Origin of the sequence: Chryseobacterium sp. sg2396 (genome assembly GCF_042610505.1) — a bacterium.
Taxonomy (GTDB): Bacteria; Bacteroidota; Bacteroidia; order Flavobacteriales; family Weeksellaceae; genus Chryseobacterium.
Window position 1 is genome coordinate 183,592 of sequence record NZ_JBHGAQ010000003.1, and the last position, 19,898, is coordinate 203,489.

General features: G+C 37.0%; 16 protein-coding genes. 14 read left to right on the forward strand and 2 right to left on the reverse strand.

Annotation, left to right across the window (positions count from 1 at the left end):
* Window positions 1–4: 4 nt before the first annotated feature.
* The 14 genes from ACED20_RS04355 (at window position 5) to ACED20_RS04420 (ending at window position 16,429) form a co-directional block, all read left to right on the forward strand.
* A complete protein-coding gene (locus ACED20_RS04355; protein WP_378103599.1) occupies window positions 5–3,475 on the forward strand; it encodes a hypothetical protein in 3,471 nt (1,156 codons plus the stop codon).
* A 10-nt stretch (window positions 3,476–3,485) separates the two neighbouring features.
* Entirely contained in the window at window positions 3,486–6,932 is a 3,447-nt protein-coding gene (locus tag ACED20_RS04360; RefSeq protein ID WP_378103601.1) for a DUF6443 domain-containing protein, read from the forward strand.
* Window positions 6,929–7,324 carry a hypothetical protein gene (locus tag ACED20_RS04365; protein ID WP_294266573.1) on the forward strand — a complete coding sequence of 132 codons (396 nt, stop codon included), beginning with the start codon at window positions 6,929–6,931 and terminating at the stop codon, window positions 7,322–7,324. Before ACED20_RS04360 ends, ACED20_RS04365 begins: the two co-directional genes overlap by 4 nt.
* Window positions 7,325–7,368: 44 nt before the next feature.
* Entirely contained in the window at window positions 7,369–8,439 is a 1,071-nt protein-coding gene (locus ACED20_RS04370; protein WP_378103603.1) for an RHS repeat-associated core domain-containing protein, read from the forward strand.
* Window positions 8,424–9,056 (forward strand): hypothetical protein, encoded by a 633-nt coding sequence (locus tag ACED20_RS04375; RefSeq protein WP_345767098.1) that lies wholly within the window; start codon window positions 8,424–8,426, stop codon window positions 9,054–9,056. The genes ACED20_RS04370 and ACED20_RS04375 overlap by 16 nt, the downstream gene beginning before the upstream one ends.
* Window positions 9,057–9,512: 456 nt before the next feature.
* Window positions 9,513–10,478: an RHS repeat-associated core domain-containing protein gene (locus tag ACED20_RS04380; RefSeq protein ID WP_345767099.1), complete on the forward strand. Its 966-nt coding sequence runs from the start codon at window positions 9,513–9,515 to the stop codon at window positions 10,476–10,478.
* A gap of 473 nt (window positions 10,479–10,951) precedes the next feature.
* Window positions 10,952–11,824 carry an RHS repeat domain-containing protein gene (locus tag ACED20_RS04385; RefSeq protein ID WP_378103675.1) on the forward strand — a complete coding sequence of 291 codons (873 nt, stop codon included), beginning with the start codon at window positions 10,952–10,954 and terminating at the stop codon, window positions 11,822–11,824.
* A gap of 206 nt (window positions 11,825–12,030) precedes the next feature.
* On the forward strand, window positions 12,031–12,387 hold the full coding sequence (locus ACED20_RS04390; RefSeq protein ID WP_345767101.1) for a hypothetical protein: 357 nt from the start codon (window positions 12,031–12,033) through the stop codon (window positions 12,385–12,387).
* An 85-nt stretch (window positions 12,388–12,472) separates the two neighbouring features.
* A complete protein-coding gene (locus tag ACED20_RS04395; protein WP_345767102.1) occupies window positions 12,473–12,910 on the forward strand; it encodes an RHS repeat-associated core domain-containing protein in 438 nt (145 codons plus the stop codon).
* Window positions 12,805–13,632 (forward strand): hypothetical protein, encoded by an 828-nt coding sequence (locus ACED20_RS04400; protein ID WP_378103605.1) that lies wholly within the window; start codon window positions 12,805–12,807, stop codon window positions 13,630–13,632. Before ACED20_RS04395 ends, ACED20_RS04400 begins: the two co-directional genes overlap by 106 nt.
* Complete coding sequence (locus ACED20_RS04405) at window positions 13,632–13,973, forward strand: hypothetical protein (protein WP_378103606.1); 342 nt, start codon at window positions 13,632–13,634, stop codon at window positions 13,971–13,973. The genes ACED20_RS04400 and ACED20_RS04405 overlap by 1 nt, the downstream gene beginning before the upstream one ends.
* Before the next feature lie 115 nt (window positions 13,974–14,088).
* Window positions 14,089–14,217: a hypothetical protein gene (locus ACED20_RS04410; protein ID WP_378103608.1), complete on the forward strand. Its 129-nt coding sequence runs from the start codon at window positions 14,089–14,091 to the stop codon at window positions 14,215–14,217.
* 98 nt (window positions 14,218–14,315) lie between these two features.
* Entirely contained in the window at window positions 14,316–14,603 is a 288-nt protein-coding gene (locus tag ACED20_RS04415) for a hypothetical protein (protein ID WP_378103609.1), read from the forward strand.
* Between the two features lie 68 nt (window positions 14,604–14,671).
* Window positions 14,672–16,429 (forward strand): discoidin domain-containing protein, encoded by a 1,758-nt coding sequence (locus ACED20_RS04420; protein WP_294226122.1) that lies wholly within the window; start codon window positions 14,672–14,674, stop codon window positions 16,427–16,429.
* A gap of 188 nt (window positions 16,430–16,617) precedes the next feature.
* On the opposite strand, the gene ACED20_RS04425 is transcribed toward ACED20_RS04420, so the two are convergent.
* Together ACED20_RS04425 and ACED20_RS04430 are read right to left on the reverse strand one after the other, a co-directional pair.
* A complete protein-coding gene (locus tag ACED20_RS04425) occupies window positions 16,618–17,469 on the reverse strand; it encodes an alpha/beta hydrolase (protein WP_294233844.1) in 852 nt (283 codons plus the stop codon).
* 99 nt (window positions 17,470–17,568) lie between these two features.
* Complete coding sequence (locus ACED20_RS04430) at window positions 17,569–19,854, reverse strand: TonB-dependent receptor domain-containing protein (protein WP_294233845.1); 2,286 nt, start codon at window positions 19,852–19,854, stop codon at window positions 17,569–17,571.
* Window positions 19,855–19,898 lie beyond the last annotated feature (44 nt).

The window sequence follows — 19,898 nt, forward strand, 5'->3', positions numbered from 1 at the left end:
ATACATGAGAAAGACAATTTTGCTATTTACTTTGTTATCAATTGTACTTTATGGACAGCAAGGTAATCAGAATCTCCAACTTCCCACTATCATTTCACCCTCGCCTGTTGCACAAAATTTCATGAGATATGGGGAAATCCCAATAGACTACAGTACAGGAGTACCAAAGATTGAGATTCCTATACATACAATACAGGGTAAGAAATTATCTCTACCGATATCTATTTCATATCATTCTTCAGGCATTAAAGTTTATGATATTCCTTCTGAAGTAGGATTGGGATGGGTCCTAAACGCAGGAGGAATTGTTACGAGAACAATGTTGGATGCGATAGATGAAAAAGGCGCCACAAACAATATCTATGCAAATGCTGAAGAATTTTTGGCTGCCGTACCTACTATAGCTATGTCGGGATATAACTCATTTTGCTACACTTATTCAGGCCCTCATATCATGGAAATGTACTTGGATGCGCGTGAGGATAGAATGAGCGATAGATATTTTTACAAATTACCGAATGGAGTCTCAGGAGTTTTCAGATATAATTATCCCCAAATGAGTACGTTAATAACCCTTCCTTACCGTCCTTTTAAAATAACTAAGACGATAGAACAGAATCAATCCAACGGGAATGTGGTTACGGAATTTCAAATAGTCGACGATCAGGGTATAATCCATAAATTTAAAAAATTTCAGGATTCGAGTTACGGCTCCTCTGAATGGTTTCTTACAGAAATGACTTCACCTGACGGAGAGGAAAAAATAAAATTTTCTTACAATTATGTGCAAACAACTCCGAATGGAATACCTAATGACACTTTCGCAAGTAAAAAAGATTTCGTAATCGGAGTTGGTGGTTGTCAGGTTCAGCCTTCTCCGGGTGATCCAAGCACAAGTATGGGAGGAACAGGTGGAGCTACAAACGCAGTTATCCTATCTTCTGTTGAGAGCGAAGATGTAATTATTAATTTTCTTTATGCCAACAGAGAAGATTTTCCTAACTTAAAAAAACTTACAGAAGTACAGATTTCACCTAAAAATTACCCAAATACGGTAAAGAAAAAAATCATTTTTCAGCAAAGTTATTTTGGTACGATAGGATATGAAAATACAAATTACAGGGATAAAAGGCTGAAATTGGATATGCTGAATATTTACGGAGAAGATGCTCAGAACATTCAAAAGTACACATTTAACTATGAGCAAAGTATGATGCTACCGGCATATTCTTCAAGGTCTTATGATTTTTGGGGCTATTATAATGGATCCAACTATAATGGTACTGCTATTCCGTATAATTTTTTACCACAAGAATATCAGAATCCTGTCAATGGTACAGGATACGGGGGCGATCGGAAAGCAGATAACGGTTATTTTTCAAAAGCCTGCATGCTAAAAGAAATTAAATACCCCAGCGGTGGAAGAACTGAATTCAAATTTGAAAGAGCATATGCTGACGGAGTTTATCGGGGCATTAATGGCGGCGGATATATAGGGGGCTTTAGGGTAGCAAGTATCACGAATTATTCAAAAGACAACAATGTTGCGAATATTAAATCATATCAGTACAGCCAACCAAAATTCAATATAATCGATCCGGAATTTTATACTTACCCGCAATGGACACTGGATTTAGAAGATCCCTATAGCGATTTTGTTAACTGTCAGGGCATGGGTGGATGCTGGCGTTATTACAAACAAACTATTGTTACTTCGAATCCTATTGTATCCCATGATTTAACTCCCGGAATGCCCATTGCATATCTCGATGTTACAGAGTATGATGGTATTCCTACGAATAATGTAGGTTCCACAGAATATCATTATTCCTCTCCTGATCATATCTCCTATACGAATTTAATAAGAGAACTTCACACCTATCAGGAGGACTGGGGAAATTATGAACCAAAGCTAGGATATAAATTAATAAAGAATCAGGCAGGAAATAAAATTTCAGAAGAGATCTTTCAATATTCTGATCATTTTCAGCAAGAATTTCTAACGGGCTTTAATATCACAAGAACCCTTACCAACCTCGCCAACTTAAAAAATATATTTCTTACTGAATACGGTTGCCATAATTGCCTTGTATTGTATACCCAATCCATACGGGCGCATAACACTAAAGCCTATCAGAATGCTAACCTTTTGGATTACAGTATTAAAAGAACATACGATCGTTTAAATCCTAATAAATTTGTGACAGATTCTACAGCCTACACGTACAATCAGCATAACCTGATGGTACAGCAAACAACCACGGTCAATAGCAAAGGAGAAAACATACTCACCCAATATAAATATCCTTACGATTTTAATTCGTCACAGCCTTATCAGACTATGTTGAGTAGAAATATTCTGACGCCGGTGATAGAGCAGACCTTAAGCAATACCACTTTGAATAAACAGCTCCAAAAAACCCAGACCTCCTACAAAGATTGGGGAAACAACATCATCGAGCCGGAAATCGTAAAAGCGCAGATGGATGCGGCAAGTCCGCTGGAAAACAGGATCCGCTATCTTTCTTATGACAGCAAAGCCAATCCTCTGACGGTAAAAAAAGACGTCGGCAACCCGCTGACGTATTTTTGGGGATACAACAAAACCTTACCGATTGCCGCTGTAGAAAATGCAAAATATGTATCGGAAATAGTAAACAATGATCTAAATGTGTCTTATTCCGGACTTCAGATTCCTATGGGGAATACACCTTATGAACTAGGAACATTTACCATTACAGAGGAAAAGAATTATAAAGTTGACCGTACTTATGAACGTTATCCTGAAAATTATTCGGTGATGTACCAAATTTCATTTGAGAATATGAGTAACAGCAGCGGTTCCGTATCTTTTACCGATACGACACCAGCTTCCGGAAACTTTTATACCTATACTTCACCTTCGGTACATCTAAAGCCGGGAACCTATAAAGTAAAGCTGACCAATATCGGATACAACGGATACCAGGGACAGATTGAAAACAATTTTAACTTCACGGTATACAATGCTGTTGAAGCTTCTGTTCCGTTCCATACAAGTTTTGAAGAAGAAAGTGTCGATATCAGTTCCGCTTATGCGATGACCGGGAAGGTTTCCCACACCGGAGCGTATATAGTTAATCTGCCTCCGGCTGCCTTAGGATATGATAAGGTGATTGTTTCCTATTGGGGCAAATCGAGTGCCTCTTCGCCTTGGCAGTATGTGGAAAATACCGTTACCCTGGGAAGCTCACAAAACTACAGTATCGGGTCAAACTACGCCTATATCGATGAGGTTCGGGTATACCCGGTTGATGCAAGGATGAAGACCTATACCTACGATCCTTTCCATAAAACCCAGACCAGCATCATGAATGAAAACGGCCAGACCGAATACTATGATTATGATGCCTTCGGCAGGCTGAAAGAAGTATACATCATGGAAGGAAATGTAAAGAAAACCATCAAAACGACCAACTACCACTATAAACCATAAAACCGGATCCATGAAAAAAAGAATCATTCCTGTCTGGATGCTGTTTGCAGCATCGGGCATCCTCTCTGCACAGGCGAATCCCAGCAGCGGAGAAAACTATATCTATACCAAAACCAATTTATCGGACCCTTCGCTTCCCGGGACGCCCAAAATTGCCGAAACGGTACAGTATTTCGATGGCTTGGGAAGACCAAGCCAGGTGGTCAGTGTGAAAGCATCCCCATCAGGCAAAGACCTGGTGATCCAAATTCCGTACGATCCGTTCGGCAGGCAGACCGAGAGCTGGCTTCCGGCACCGATGGCTACTTCAAACGGGGCCATCCAGTCCGGGGTGGGCAGTGCTGCACAAACCTATTACAATGATAATTTCCCTTTTTCGCGCAATAATATGGAAGTTTCTCCCTTAAACAGGGTGCTTAGCCAGGTGCAGCCGGGATCAGACTGGCAACAGCATCCGGTAGGATTGGAATATGAGGTCAACGGAGGTGATGTCAATAAATATACGGCGACTTATAGTTATTCTACCTTACAATCCTCCATCAGCCTTTCCGGAACCTATGGAGAAAACCAGCTCTATAAGAATACGGCTACCGATGAAGATGGAAATACAAGCATTGAATTTAAAAATAAAGAGGGTCAAACCATCCTGATAAGAAAAATGTTGAGTGCCACGGAAAAGGCTGACACCTATTATGTTTATAATGAATACAACCAGCTGGCTTATGTGATTCCTCCGTTAGCTTCCGTTTCAGGAGCGGTAAATCAAACTATCTTGGACCAGCTCTGTTACCAGTACAAATACGACGAACGGAACAGGCTGGTGGAAAAAAAGCTTCCGGGTAAAGGCTGGGAATACATGGTTTATGACCGCCAGGACCGTCTTGTGCTTTCGCAGGATCCTAATCTCGGAACGGCTTCCAATAGTTTTAATACACCGGGATGGATGTTTACGAAGTATGATCAGTTCGGAAGAGTGGTCTATACCGGGTTTTTTGCCAGTACGGCGGGAAGAGCGGCCTTACAAACGGAAATTAATAACATGACTTCCAATTCCGAAAACATGGAAGCAAGAAGCAGCACTCCTTTTACGCTGAACGGAATGGAGGTCTATTATACGAAAAATGCTTTTCCTACCACGGGAATGACGGTTTTAGGTGTCAATTACTACGATACATATCCTTCAGGAGCTCCTGCATTACCAACACAGATCCTGGCACAGGAGGTTATTACAGATACGGCTGCTTCAGGAATTACTACCAAAAGTCTTCCATTAGCTTCTTTTGTGAAAAATATTGAAAATAATAACTGGACGAAAAATTACAGCTGGTATGATAAAAGAGGAAGAGCCGTCGGAATCTATTCTTTTAACCACCTGGGCGGATATACCAAAACAGAATCTCTTTTTGATTTTTCCGGTGTAGCCCAGCAGACTGTTACCCGTCATAAAAGGCTTTCTTCCGATACGGAAAGAGTAATTACAGAGAATTTCCAGTATGATGCCCAGAACAGGTTACTAGTCCATAAACATCAGGTGGACAGTAACCCTGAAGAGATCCTGACACAGAATACGTATAACGACCTGTCGCAGATTACCAGTAAAAAAGTGGGAGGAGTTTCCGTTTCCGCTTCGTTGCAAAATATAGATTACGCTTACAACATCCGCGGCTGGATGACCCAAATTAACGATCCTCAGAACTTGGGAAGCGACCTTTTCGGATATAAGATCAATTATACGGTGGTGGAAGGTATGGAAACCCCTAATCTTGATTTCTCCAGCCTGAAAGTAAAGCCTAAATTCAATGGGAATATTGCTGAAACAGCTTGGAAAACTTCCACGGTTCCCGGCGATCATTTAAGAAGATACGGTTATGTGTATGATGGCCTCAACAGGCTGCTTGCAGGATTTTATCAGAAAGATATCAACCCTTCCGCAAAGGAATATTTTGAAAAAATGGATTATGACCTGAACGGAAATATTACCAATCTGAAAAGATCTGCTTATGTTGACCAGGGTAATTTTGCCGGCATCATCGATATTTTAGCATATACCTATACCGGAAACAGGCTGAATACCGTAACGGATTCATCTACTGATTATCGGGGGTATCCCGATACGTCTGGGACCCAGATAGAGTATGACAATAATGCCAATATCAATCATTATCAGGACAAAGGAATTCTGAACATAACCTACAATTATCTTAACCTTCCTTCCAACATTATTTTTTACAAAGGTTTATATACCCGTTTAGGCGTAAAACGTGAAAACACTTCTTACCTGTACCGTGCAGACGGAATAAAGCTTAGAAAGACCTACAACTATGCACCTTTTAATCCGTTAGGAACAGTTACCCAGCTTAAAACAAAAACAACCGAGTATCTGGACGGTTTTCAATACGAATCCGGTGAAAGCTTAAAAGGGCAGACAACCGCCTTGGCGTTAAAGTTTATTCCTACTGCGGAAGGCTATTACAATTTTGAAAATAATAAGTATATTTACAATTACACGGACCATCTTGGAAATGTAAGGCTCAGTTATTTTAACAACGGCAGCAGCCTGGAAGTTGTTGAGGAAAATAATTATTATCCATTCGGGATGAAACATGAAGGTTATAACGTCCTGGCCGGAAACCCGGCTTACAAATACGGCTATAACGGAAAAGAACTGCAAACTGAATCCGGAATGTATGATTACGGAGCGAGGTTTTATATGGCGGATATTGGGAGATGGGGTGTTGTGGATCCGCTGGCGGAAAAGCATCCAGGTTTAAACCCCATGATGTACGCTGCCAATAATCCTATCATGATGATTGATCCGGATGGTAGAGACTGGACTATTACTGAAAGTTATGATAAAAAGACAAATACAACTCACTATCAAATAACATTTACAGGAGCCGTATTAAATAGTTCTTCAAATAGAAAAATTGATATGAAGAAATTTGCCAGTGCTGTCCAATCACAAACTGAAAAGATCTTTAATAATATTGGAAATAATCCAAATATTACAGTTTCTGCAAACATAAATATTAGAGCTATTGATGATAAAGAAGATCTTAAGAGTACCGATACCCTGATAGAAATAAAAAATTCAAGTTCAAAAGAATTCCATGATGCTTTTAACGATGGAAAAACTGAAATTGCGGCGAGTGAAATGAACGGAAAGGAAATATCAGTAAATGAGAAATATGTGAACGATATGATTAATGGTACAAATAATAAGACTATGCCTCATGAAGTTGGCCATACTGCAGGATTACAGCATCCTTCTATGGCAACAAAAGAAACTTGGTTTGATTTACCTGAAACATTTTCAACCCTTAAAAGTAATTTTATGATACAAGGAACTATACGGAAACCTACTGGTTTAACCGTTGATCAAATGAATAGAATGTATAGACTATATAAGACAGGTAAATTAAATAGTAGAAAAATTAATCCTATATACGAAAGATGAAAAAATTAGTTTTAGTATTAGTAATAATATGTTTTTCCTGTACAGAAAAAGCATCATTAACTGAGAGAAAAATTAGATTTTCTCAATTAACTCAACCTCAAGATAATATTTATATTGAATTATTATCTTATTATTCAGCATCAAATGAAAAAGAATCAAATTTTTATGTTGTAAAAAATATATATAATAATGATACTCTATATGTTGTTGACAAGGATAATCTTCCAATAGCTGATTTTATAAAAAATTATGATGGTGTAGAAAACACAGCAATAGTTTTGCAAAGAGGGAAATTAAAAAGTAAAAGCGAATATATTATAAATATTCCGTCAGATTGTAATCTCAGTAATAAATCTTTGTATTTAGGTGAGCTTATAAGGTTAATTGATTAAAATTGGGTAATATAAATACAAATATTTGTAAATTATAGTATTCTTTGAATAAAGAACTCTCCGTGCTGGAGAGTTCCGCGAGTATCTTTAGATATCGAGAAGACCAGTTGAATTGTATCGACTATTGGAGAACAAGAGAAATAGTGGGACTGAATAATCCTATTGGGATGAGGCATGAAGGATATAATGGACTAGCAGGTAATTCTTCATATCAGTACAAGTACAATGGTAAGGAACTGCAGACGGAAAGTGGAATGTATGATTACGGAGCAAGGTTTTATATGGCGGATATCGGAAGATGGGGTGTAGTGGATCCACTGAGCGAAGAATATCGTAGATGGTCACCTTACAATTATGCTGTTAATAATCCTATAATGTTTATTGATCCGGATGGACGTGGTACGGAGAGTACTCATACAGATAAATTTGGAAAAGTTATTGCTGTTTATAATGATGGTGATTTAGGTGTTTACCGTCATGATGGTAATACCGAAGAGACTAAAAAAGAACTTAATCAAAATTATTCTAAAGAAAATACTTCGGCAGGTGGAGAAAAAATGGGATATACATTGGTTTGGAATTCTTTTACAGAATTTGATGGAAGTGGTCGGCCGGCAGGAAAGATAAATTTTGGTTCTTACCAAGCAAGAGATTGGTTGAATAACTTTAGTAGTGCAATTTCTAAAGATCTTGAAAACAATTTCGGATTAGGATTCGCTACAAGACAAAACTATGCTTTAAATGGAGGAAATGGTGATAAATATGATTATAAAAGTCAAAATGGAGGCGGTTTATATGCTGGCTCACAAATTTCAGAAGGAGTATATGTATCAGCTAGAGACGTTGGGAATTTTGCAGCTGGTAGAGCGGCTTCGTTGACAGGACAGTCCAAAATGGATTTTATGTTGAATGCAGGAGGTTTTAATTTATCAGGTAACAGTAAAGTAGGATTGATCTTTAAAAATTCCTACTGGAAAAACGAAGCCAAAAAGGTAGGTCCTCCTACATATGGAGAAGATTCTAACTCTAATCTATTTCAACGTTTAGGCTATGAAAATGTAACAACACGTCAAGGATTCAAAACAAAAAGTAAAATAATATGGGGTTCAAAATAAAAAAAAACTTTTTCCTTTTGCTACTGTTTTCATTTTTATCATGCGGAAATTCCAATTTCGGTAAATTTGAAGGAGCTGGTTTTTCTTATCAAGTTATTGCAGGCAAAACAGATATAATGCGTATTAGATATACCACTGATGAAGGAGCGCCTTCAATTCAGCTTTTTGATATAAAAGGAAATCTTAAAGAAAAAGTTACCATTGCTCCTTATATGGGCATAGGATTGACTGCAATTAAAAACAACACCATACAAATTACGTATACTGTCGGACAGCGTGACCTTAATATGTTTTTATCTTGGTTCGAAAGAAATAAAGATATTAATCCGAGTCGAATAGGCAATTATTCGATCCAGTATAATTATGAAATACAAAATGAGTATTTGGAAAATGAAGGTTCGAAAATAGATTCATTATATATTGATAAGAATACACAAATGATGTACTTATTTTTAAAACAGAAGTTAATTGTTAAAAAACCTATGTATTTATTTAGAGTTGAGCCTACTGAAATATTACTTTATGACTCATCAAGTAAATCATATACGCCTTATATATTTACAAAAAACAAAAATATGGTTAAAGATTATTTTGAAAAAGTTCTTGATTTATATTAATTTTTATCAACCCTTTTTTGTTGGGAAATGAACAGACTTTCCAAACGAAGATATGGTATAATATTTAACAGAAAAACCGGTTTACAAATATAAGTACAACGGGAAAGAGCTTCAGGAAACTGGGATGTATGATAGCAGCTTTAATATTTTTGTACACTCGTATATTTTCATTAAAAAGTTGAGATGGCTTTTTAGATGAAATGAGAGGAAAGAAAATAAAATCAATAATTATTAAGAAATATATTGATTATGAAAATCACGGTATTCCATATATTGTATATGGAAAAAAGATAGTATAATTATTTATAGATATTCAGAAGATAAAATAGATGTCGGAGATTCAGTAATAAAACTTAAAGGATCTTTAGAGCTTATCTTCAGAAATTTAAATAAATTAGAGCAATTTAGTTATGATAATCAAGATTTAAAACTTCCTTCACCATAATTCTCCCTAAAATGTACGGCTCAGTTCTTAACAACGGCAACAACCTGGAAGTTCTTGAGGAAAACAATTATTATCCTTTCGGGATGAAGCATGAAGGCTATAACGTCCTGGCCGGAAACCCGGCTTACAAATACGGCTATAACGGAAAAGAACTGCAAACTGAATCCGGGATGCATGATTATGGAGCGAGGTTTTATATGGCGGATATTGGGAGATGGGGTGTGATTGATAATATGTCTGAAAAATATAGACGACACAGTCCATACAATTATGCAATCAATAACCCTATCAAATTTACTGACCCGGACGGCAATGATCCATTATATGGTGAAGAAGCACAAGCTTTCTTTAGGCAACTTCAAAACTCTATGTCGTCAAAACCCAAAGATGATATAACAATTAAAAATGATGGTACAGTTTTAAAAAAGGTTGTAAATGGCAAGCCAAACAGATTTTTTGATGAAAGTGGAAAACAATTGTTCTTTAATGATCCTCAAGGAGTTAATAAAAGTTTTTTATCGAGAAAATTTAATGAAGGAGATCGGATTTATTATCCTGTAAGTATGGATGAAACAGTTGGAGCAGTAAATGATGTAAAATCTAACAATAGTATCAGATTTTTAAGGAAAATTGGTGCTTTTGGAGCAGCAAATGCATTAATTGCGAAAGAATCTATGTGGGGTAACGGAGATTTTTCAGGACATTTTTTATCTAGCGTTATAGGAGAAGAGAATGGAGACCATGTATATGAAAATGATTCATTTTACAATATCAGATTTGGAAAAACAAATACTATATTTAGTCTTATGGACGCGGGAAATGCTATGTGGGGATTGTGGACGTTTTCTTTAGGTCTGCCAAATGTAGAAGTAAAAGCTAGCTCTCACCTATATGAGCTAATAATTAACCAATCATATGACACCCCAGCTGACCAGAGAGCAATATTCTTCTTTAGAAATTTATTAAAAAGTAAATAATGGAAAATATTTTTAAGAAAAAATTTGCCCCTAATAAGGTTTTGATATTATTTGTATTCTTTGCAATAAGTATAATTTTCTTGTATACTTTTTTTGATTATACGTATAAAAAACTAAAAATGATAATTACTCTGATCTATTTTTTTCCAGGAATTATATTTTTTTCATTTATTTCCATTTATAATATTAAGAAATATAGTAAATCTGATATAAAAATAAAATTAGTAATACTTTTTCCGTTGTTAATCATAATTTTATATATAATTTATATAATAAGCATGCTATTATATGCAATGATTTACAGATAAGTCAGCCTCTTTACACTCCTTTATTTTAAATATCTTTACTCCAGATTAAGTAATATAGATTGCTACTAAAATGCACGGCTCAGTTATTTTAATAACGGCAGCATAGAAGTTCTTTAGGAAAACATTTATTATCCTTTTGGATTAAAGCATGAAGGATATAACGTCCTGGCCGGAAACCCGGCTTACAAATACGGCTATAATGGAAAAGAACTGCAAACTGAATCCGGGATGCATGATTATGGAGCGAGGTTTTATATGGCGGATATTGGGAGATGGGGTGTGGTGGATCCGCTGGCGGAGCAAATGAGAAGGCATAGTCAATATAATTATGCTTTTAATAATCCAATTAGATTTATTGATCCAGATGGAAGGAAACCTGATGATTTTATATTTAATGAAAAAGGAGATTATATAGGATATAAAAAAACAAAAGTAGATCAGATTGTTATACAGGATTCAAAATCTAAGAAAGAAATTGGAAGATATAATATGAATGATCCCAAGGCAGATGCAAAGGATATTAAGGCAGGCAGGATAACTAAAGTTAGGTTTATAAGTGAATCCCAGATAAAAGGTGAAATGGTTAGGAATGGATCAAAAACAACTACTGAAAATCGGTGGAAATATATTGAACGTGAAAGCAGACCATCAGGAAGAGAGTCTATTTTGTCAGGAACAAGTAGTGGAAAATTAGATCATGTAGCGACAAGTCCGCTTGTTGATTATGGAACATTGCATCTTGTGAATGGAAATGGAGCTAAAGACTCTGGAATGGCATATAATAATTTTGATTTTGGAAATTTTTTATGGGGTCAAGCTGGTAAGACTTTAGGATTTAGTTTAACAACTCTCAAATCAGCAGCTCATATAAACAATGCTGTAAATGGACAATCTGATAATCCTGGACTAAATACAGGAATCCTTGATTCGCCAGGGGATCAAGCAGCAATAGAGGCAGGATTTTATTATCCTCAGGGGCCTCCTGCAACAAAAGAAGAGCCACAAAGGGGATTTGAAGCAATATCACCAAAATTTTAATATTATGAAAAAGTACTTAATATATCATATTAGTCTTATTTTCTTGTTCTTGTACAAGCAATAAAAATTCATATCAAAAAAGCGTTGATTTAATCAAAAGTAATCAATATGAAATTTTTTATGGCGTAAAAATAGAATCTAGATTAAAAGATCAGCAAAAATATATTTATCCTTATTATTTAATAGAGAAAAATAACAAAGAATTCTTGCTTCCAAATTTTCTTTACTTTAAATGTAATGATGATCTATCTTGTATAGAAAAGAGTTCAGATAAAAAGTATAATATTTATGAATACGCAAGATTAAATAATATAAATGATAAAGATGCAGTAAAATTTGTTTATAATCAATCTGTCGAAATAAATAAAGTTTTCAATCAAATAAATGTGAAAAATATCATTAGTGATAGTTCTAATATTGGCAAATGCATTATATTTTTCCCAAATGCAGAAGAATTTATTGCTTATGTCCCAAACTCTAAAAATATAAGCAATGATTTTTGGAAGAAAAAATTCATAAAGAAGAATCAAATTTATGAAAATTGGTTTGCGGGAATCTACTAATTGATGGCAAAGGCTTTCTTCCGATACCGAAAGGGTAATCACAGAAAATTTCCAGTATGAAAGCTTAAAAGGGCAAACAACCGCCTTGGCCTTAAAGTTTATTCCTACTGCGGAAGGCTATTACAATTTTGAAAATAATAAGTACATTTACAATTATACGGATCATCTGGGAAATATACGGCTCAGTTATTTTAACAACGGCAGCAGCCTGGAAGTTCTTGAAGAAAATAATTATTATCCGTTTGGGATGAAGCACGAAGGCTATAACGTCCTAGTCGGAAACCCGGCTTACAAATACGGCTATAATGGAAAAGAACTGCAAACGGAATCCGGAATGCATGACTATGGAGCGAGGTTTTATATGGCGGATATTGGGAGATGGGGAGTAATAGATGCTATGTCTGAAAAATACAGAAGGTGGAGTCCATATACTATGCAATCAATAATCCTGTCAGATTTACTGACACGGATGGCAATGATCCACTGTATGGTGAAGAAGCACAAGTGGCTTTCTCACGAATAAAAGATTGGTATCAAAATAATAAGACAGGAAATATAGAATGGAAAGATACTGATAAGCAAATCAAAAGTTATACAAGTTTAGGCAGGAGTAAAACAATTGGAGCTTCTGCAGATGGTTATGATAGAATGTATCACTTACAAGCCAATGGCTCTGCTACAGTAAAAACGGGAGATGATAAGACTGAACTTTTACATGCAGAAGGGGGTGAAACATTGAGTATGGTTTCAGGCGGAACAATTACTACATCTGCTACTAGTGTAAGTGGCTTGGCTGCTCAGATTTCTTATAACCGAAAAATTTTGGGATTGGTTGGAACAACAGGAAGTATTGGTTATGTTGCAGATTCATATGGAGGGGCTTGGGGAGGAAAGTTTTATTACTCTTATGGCTATTCTATATCAAATAGCTCTGGTTTCTCTGCTGATTTCATGACGATAAAAAATACAGACCCAGAAACATTGTTTAAAGTCAGTGACTTTAAAGGTTTTGGAAATAGTTTTACTGCGGGATTTGGAAGTGGTTTTTCATGGGGAGGATCTTCCCCAGTTCAAGCTCATGATGGCGTGAATTTGCTAAGCAAACAAGAATGGGGAAGATATCCAGGAGGGTATTCTACTTTTGGATTTTCGTATGGATTAACAAAAGAAAGACCGGCATTTGGCATTTCACTGTCAAGAACACAAACCAGATTTGTAAGCGATATACCTAAAGATTGGAGATAATGAGAAGAAATAGAATTTTAATAGTTGTAATACTTATTATTGCAATGATGTTTTTGTACGATCGTATATTTTCACTAAAAGATGGAGGTGGCTTTTTAGATGAAATGAGAGAAAAGGAAATCAAATCATTAATTACTAGAAAATACATAAACCACGATAATCACAATATACCATTTTTGATCTACGGAAACAAGGATAGCATAATTATTTACAGAGACTGGTGGGATAAGATTTTTGTTGGAGATTCAATAATAAAACCAAAAGGTTCTCTAGAAGTAATTATAAAAAGTTCCGATAAAATTGAAAAATTTAACTACGAAGATAAATTTGGGTTAGAATAAAATGTAACCTTTGCTATTATTCATACTAAATTTTTGTAACTACGGTAATTATTATTCGGCAGAATTTGGACCATCACTTAGTACTGGTGGATCGACAAACTAATATATGACATTTATGCAAAATATCAATTCATACGCTTGGGGTAAAAATAACAATGGTTATATTACTGCTGGTGGTGGTTTTGGTATCGGATTAGATTTTGGTGCGGCTTGGACAAGAACAAATACAATACTGGAACAATGATACGTTTTGATAAAAAATATCCGCCAATAATGTTTAGGCTAATGTTTATACTAGTAGGCATTTTTATTTTTATTTTCATTTTTTTTAAAAATAGCCCAATGAGTGTTGACGATATGAATGTTCTGCTCTTTAAAAAAATTAGAAGTAAATCTATCAAATCTATAGTGACCAAAAAAAGTATAGACTATACTAATCACGGAGCCACATATGTAGTTTATGGAATGGACAGTTTACCCATTCATACAGAATGGGATGAGAAAATTAAAGTTGGGGATTCTATTTTAAAGCCAAAAGATTCTTTAAAAATTATGATAAAAAGCAATAGTGGGGTATCTGTTTTAGATTATGAACAGAATAAGGAAGAGATATTAACAACTAATTTTTAATGAATCTGTTTTTAGAAGATTACAATTAAAAAACTTACCTATTTTTGTGAAATAAGAAACCATAGATTATGCAGAAGTATTTCCTGATGTTCATAGTGCTGTTCGGGGTGTTGGGTACGAAGGCCCAGCAGAAGACGTTTTGTAACCCGATCAATATCGATTACGGCTATACGCCGTTTGAAGTTTTTTCCAAACAGGGAAAACATCGGGCAACGGCCGATCCGGTAATCGTTAATTTTAAGAACAAGCTCTTTCTTTTTTCGACGAATCAGGAAGGGTATTGGTACAGTGATGATATGCTCGACTGGAAATTCGTAAAAAGGAAATTCCTGAGAGACAACAAATACATCCACGACCTGAATGCACCGGCAGTCTGGGCGATGAAAGATACGCTGTATGTTTTCGGTTCTACGTGGGAACAGGATTTCCCGATCTGGAAAAGTACGAATCCCACCAAAGACGACTGGAAAATTGCGGTCGATACGCTGAAAGTCGGGGCGTGGGACCCGGCTTTTCACTACGATGAAGACAAAAATAAATTGTATCTCTACTGGGGTTCCAGTAACGAATGGCCTTTGCTGGGAACCGAAGTGAAAGTCAATACCCTGCAGTCGGAAGGTTTTGTAAAGCCGATCGTTAAACTAAAGCCTGAAGATCATGGTTGGGAACGTTTCGGGGAATATAATGACAACGTTTTTCTCCAGCCTTTCGTGGAAGGGGCGTGGATGACAAAGCATAACGGAAAATACTACATGCAGTACGGTGCACCGGCCACCGAATTCAGCGGATATTCCGATGGGGTCTATGTCAGCAACAAACCTTTGGAGGGTTTTGAATACCAACAGCACAATCCGTTTTCCTATAAACCGGGAGGTTTTGCCCGGGGAGCGGGACACGGAGCAACTTTTGAGGACAACTACAAAAACTGGTGGCATATTTCCACGATTTTCATTTCCACAAAAAATAATTTTGAAAGAAGGCTCGGCATCTGGCCCGCAGGATTCGATAAGGATGACGTGATGTACTGCAATACCGCGTATGGCGATTATCCGACCTATCTTCCGCAATATGCCCAGGGAAAAGATTTTTCAAAAGGGCTGTTTGCAGGCTGGATGCTGCTGAATTACAACAAGCCGGTTCAGGTTTCTTCGACGCTCGGCGGGTATCATTCGAATTATGCAGTGGATGAGGATATTAAAACCTATTGGAGTGCCAGAACCGGCGATAAAGGAGAATGGTTCCAGACCGATCTGGGTGAAGTTTCCACCATCAATGCCCTGCAGATCAACTATGCAGACCAGGATGCCGAATTTATGGGGAAAACCTTAGGTAAGATGCATCAGTATAAAATCTACGGCTCCAATGACGGTAAAAAATGGAGCGTTGTGGTGGATAAAAGCAAAAATACAAAGGATGTCCCGCACGATTACGTAGAACTGGAAAAACCGGCCCAGGCCAGATTCCTGAAAATGGAAAACCTGAAAATGCCTACGGGGAAATTTGCATTAAGCGGATTCAGGGTGTTTGGAAAAGGACCCGGAGCTGTTCCTGGAAAAGTTCAGAATTTTGTACCGTTGCGTGCTGACCCAAAAAAGTACGGTGAGAGAAGAAGCATCTGGATGAAATGGCAACAGAATTCCGATGCCGACGGATACGTGATCTACTGGGGAAAATCGCCCGACAAATTGTATGGAAGCATCATGGTCTATGGCAAAAATGAATATTTCTTCACCGGGGCCGACCGTACCGATCCCTATTATTTCCAGATCGAAGCCTTCAATGCCAACGGCGTTTCGGAAAAATCGGAAATTTTTAAATCAGAATAAAAAAGTTAGGATAGCCTCTTATCAGCCTAAGCAAAATTCGTGAGGAAAGGCTCTGTATCCTTTGTTAAGTTTACGCCTTTGTGAGACTTAAGAAAACATTTAAGCTTCAAAAAAACTTTGTGGACTTCGTGTTAAAATAGTTTTAAGATAAAAACTAACAATAAAACGCTTTGAAATTTTCAGAGCGTTTATTTTTTATCCAAATTTTTCAGGAAATCATTAATCTTCTCCAATAAAAACGATGCATGAGGTTGTTGCTCCCATCCCACATGGTCTCCGTTAAATTCATACGATTGATGGTACACCTTATTTCTGGCCAAAACCGAATCCAGAATTCTTTTTTGGGAAACCGGGACCACATGATCAGCGGTACCGTAATATGACAGGGTGGGAGCAGAGATTGGCGTAATCCAGTGAACCGGGCTTCCGAAATCCATCAACGAAATTTTTCCGTCAACAAGTTTAGGATCGATGAGGTGTTTTTCCACAAAAGCATAATCGTCGTAATTTTTGAATCCAGGATCATTTAAGTCTGCTGGACCGACAATATTTACAATGGCCCTTACTTTCTTTTCCTTATCGTAATGATAAGCATAAAACATTGAAAGATGGCCGCCTGCGCTGTTTCCGAGAAGAATATATTTCGGTTTGATATTTAATTTCTTTTCCACAAAATTTATAACCACTTTTATATCATCGGTCTGATCGGGAAGCGCAAAACGGGTCGTTGAAGCAAGCCGGTATTCCATATTCACGAAAGCCATACTGGGAAATTTCTTCATCAGATCGAAGGTAAAGCTGTTGAGCTGCGATTTTCTTCCGCCGCGCCATCCTCCGCCATGGATGATGAGGAAAATATTCTTATGGTCCCATTTCTTTTCCGGAATGTAAAGATCCAGTTTTTGGGCAGCATCTTTGCCGTAGGAAATATTCTGTTCTGCTTTGAAGGAAATATTTTCTCTCAGGTCAATGGTTTTCTGCCTACAGCCCGAAAGCATCAGGATCATCACACTTAAAAATATCATCAGCCGCTTTTTCATCAGACTTAGTTTAAATTAATAGATTTAAAAATAAAAAAACTCACCGGTTTCCCAGCGAGTTTACCACAAAAAATAATTAGTTATATGAAGAAATGATTGTTATCTTGTTCTCTTTTTAATATCGTCCGAAGCACTTTCGATCTCCCGTACTTTCTTTACCTTTTTATTTCCGAAATTATAGGTAAGACTTACCGTGATATTCCTTCTGTACATGTCGTTTTTAATATAATTATAATTTCCGTTACTTTGGTAATCTTCGATTTCTACGACATTCGTTCTCAAAACATCGTTTACATTCACGGCAAAGGTCCAGTCGTTCCAGTTTTTCTTGATGCTCAAATCGAGGCTCATTAAATTCTTCAGAACACCCAGTTCGATCTGCTGCTTGTCTACGTAGAAGAAGTTGACCCCCAGAAACCAGGTCTTACTTTTATCGAGGCGCAGGGTATTGTTGCTGTTAATAACCAGGCTGGTGGATTTTCTGTTGTTGATATACGTGTCAAAAACCTGTCCTGTCGTAGGATCTGTATTTAAAGTTCCGTTGTTGATGTTATGCTGGATCCCTGCATTGAAATTCAACGTCAGATACTGTTTGAAAAGCGATTTCTGAATTCCAAGCATGGCAGACATTTCCTGTTTGTCTCCGAAATTGGTCCGGATGTAGGCCAGCTTTACCCTTTTTATTCCTTCGTCATCGGTATATTCTCTCTGTAAAGGCACCTGGGTGATCTGGTCTTTTTCATAAGTATGGTTCAGAATTATGAAATAAGAGTTCTTGTACATGTAAGTCAGCTCCTGGTTATAGTTTGAAGAGGCCTTTACGAAAGGGTTATTCTGGGTGTAATTGTCTTCGGTAATGATATTCCTTACCGGGTTCAGTTCCCAGAAGCTGGGTCTTCCCATCCTGCTGGAAAATGAATAGGAAATGTTATTCTTGTCATTGATCGCATAATTGAAGGTGAGATAAGGCAGGAAATTATTGTAATTTCTTTCAATCCTCTGATACTGCTGCTCCGGGATGGTATTTGTCGGGCTGTCTGCGGTTCCGAGGCTGTTGGTAATTTCATAGCGTGCGCCCACTTTTCCGGAGAACTTATCAGAAAATTTCTTCTCGAAAGTAAGGTAAATCCCATAGATGTTTTCATCGTAAATAAAATGGTTGAAATCCGGGTTGGTCGTAACACCTGTCAGATTACCGGTTGCTTTGTCGTAATCGTATGCAGTATTGTAGTTTTTGGTATCGTTGTCGGTTTTGGTTTTATTGAAATTACCTCCGGCAGAAAAGGTGAAATCATTTTTAAACTTTTGAATATAGTCTACCGTTCCTGAAAAGTTGTTCACAATTTGCGGAATGTTCTGGATGATCTTTTTTCCTGTTCGTGAAAAACCGGATGGGCTGCCCTTCACATCGGAATACATGGTGTTGTTATCCGAATGCTGAAATCTTTTGTAAATAAGATAAGCCGCATTGGCATTGAATTTACTTCCCAGGGAATCAAGTTTTATTTCATAGTTTAAGTTTACCGAATTATTATAATTTCTTGCATCTTCTTTGTTCTTAGTTTTTGTATAACTGGTTTCGAGAACCCCTTTGTCATTCGGCATGGTTAAGGTATTCAGTAAATCGATGGTGGAATTATAGCTTTTATTGGCCCATGAATTCCAGGAAAGGCCAAGGTTGCTTTTTTCGGTCAGCTGATAATCCATGTTCAGGTAGCCTCCAAGGTTTTGATTGGGATCATCAATATTTCCTACGGATTCGTTCCGTATCTGGCCGATACCGTTTTTCAAGACATAAGATTGCGGGTTGATATTTTCCCCGCCGCTTAAGTTAGCGTTAATTCCAAGCTTGTCTTTTCTGTAATTTACAGAGAAGCTGGCATTGCTGGCATTGTATTTATTCTGAGTATTGGACATTCTCATGTTTCCGCTGGTTCCATTGCTCATCTTCTTTTTCAGTACAATGTTGATAATCCCGTCTGAAGATTCCACCTGGAATTCACTTCCCGGAACGGTAATCACTTCTATCTTCTGGATGTTCTCAGCAGGCGTGTTTTTCAGGAACTGGGTAAGGGATTCTGCATCCATATTGCTTTTTCTGCCGTTAATATAAATCAGTACGTTGTTCTTTCCTACGATTTTAAAGGTCTTATCATCGGTGGTGGATAGCAGGGGAGTTTGCTTCAGAAGATCAAAGGTCGTGTTACCTTTCGCTACAGGAGAAGATGCTACATCATATACAAAACGATCGCTTTGCTTTTTAAAAATCTGTTTGGTCATGGTAACGCCTTCTATGGTTTTTGTTTTTACGGTATCCTGCTTTTTTTCCTGGGCAAAAGCAAATCCACTGAAGAATATGGCGGCAATGAGAATTTGAGTTTTCATAAATATATTTTATTTGAGTTTCGGCCCTGAATTTTATCCAAGGC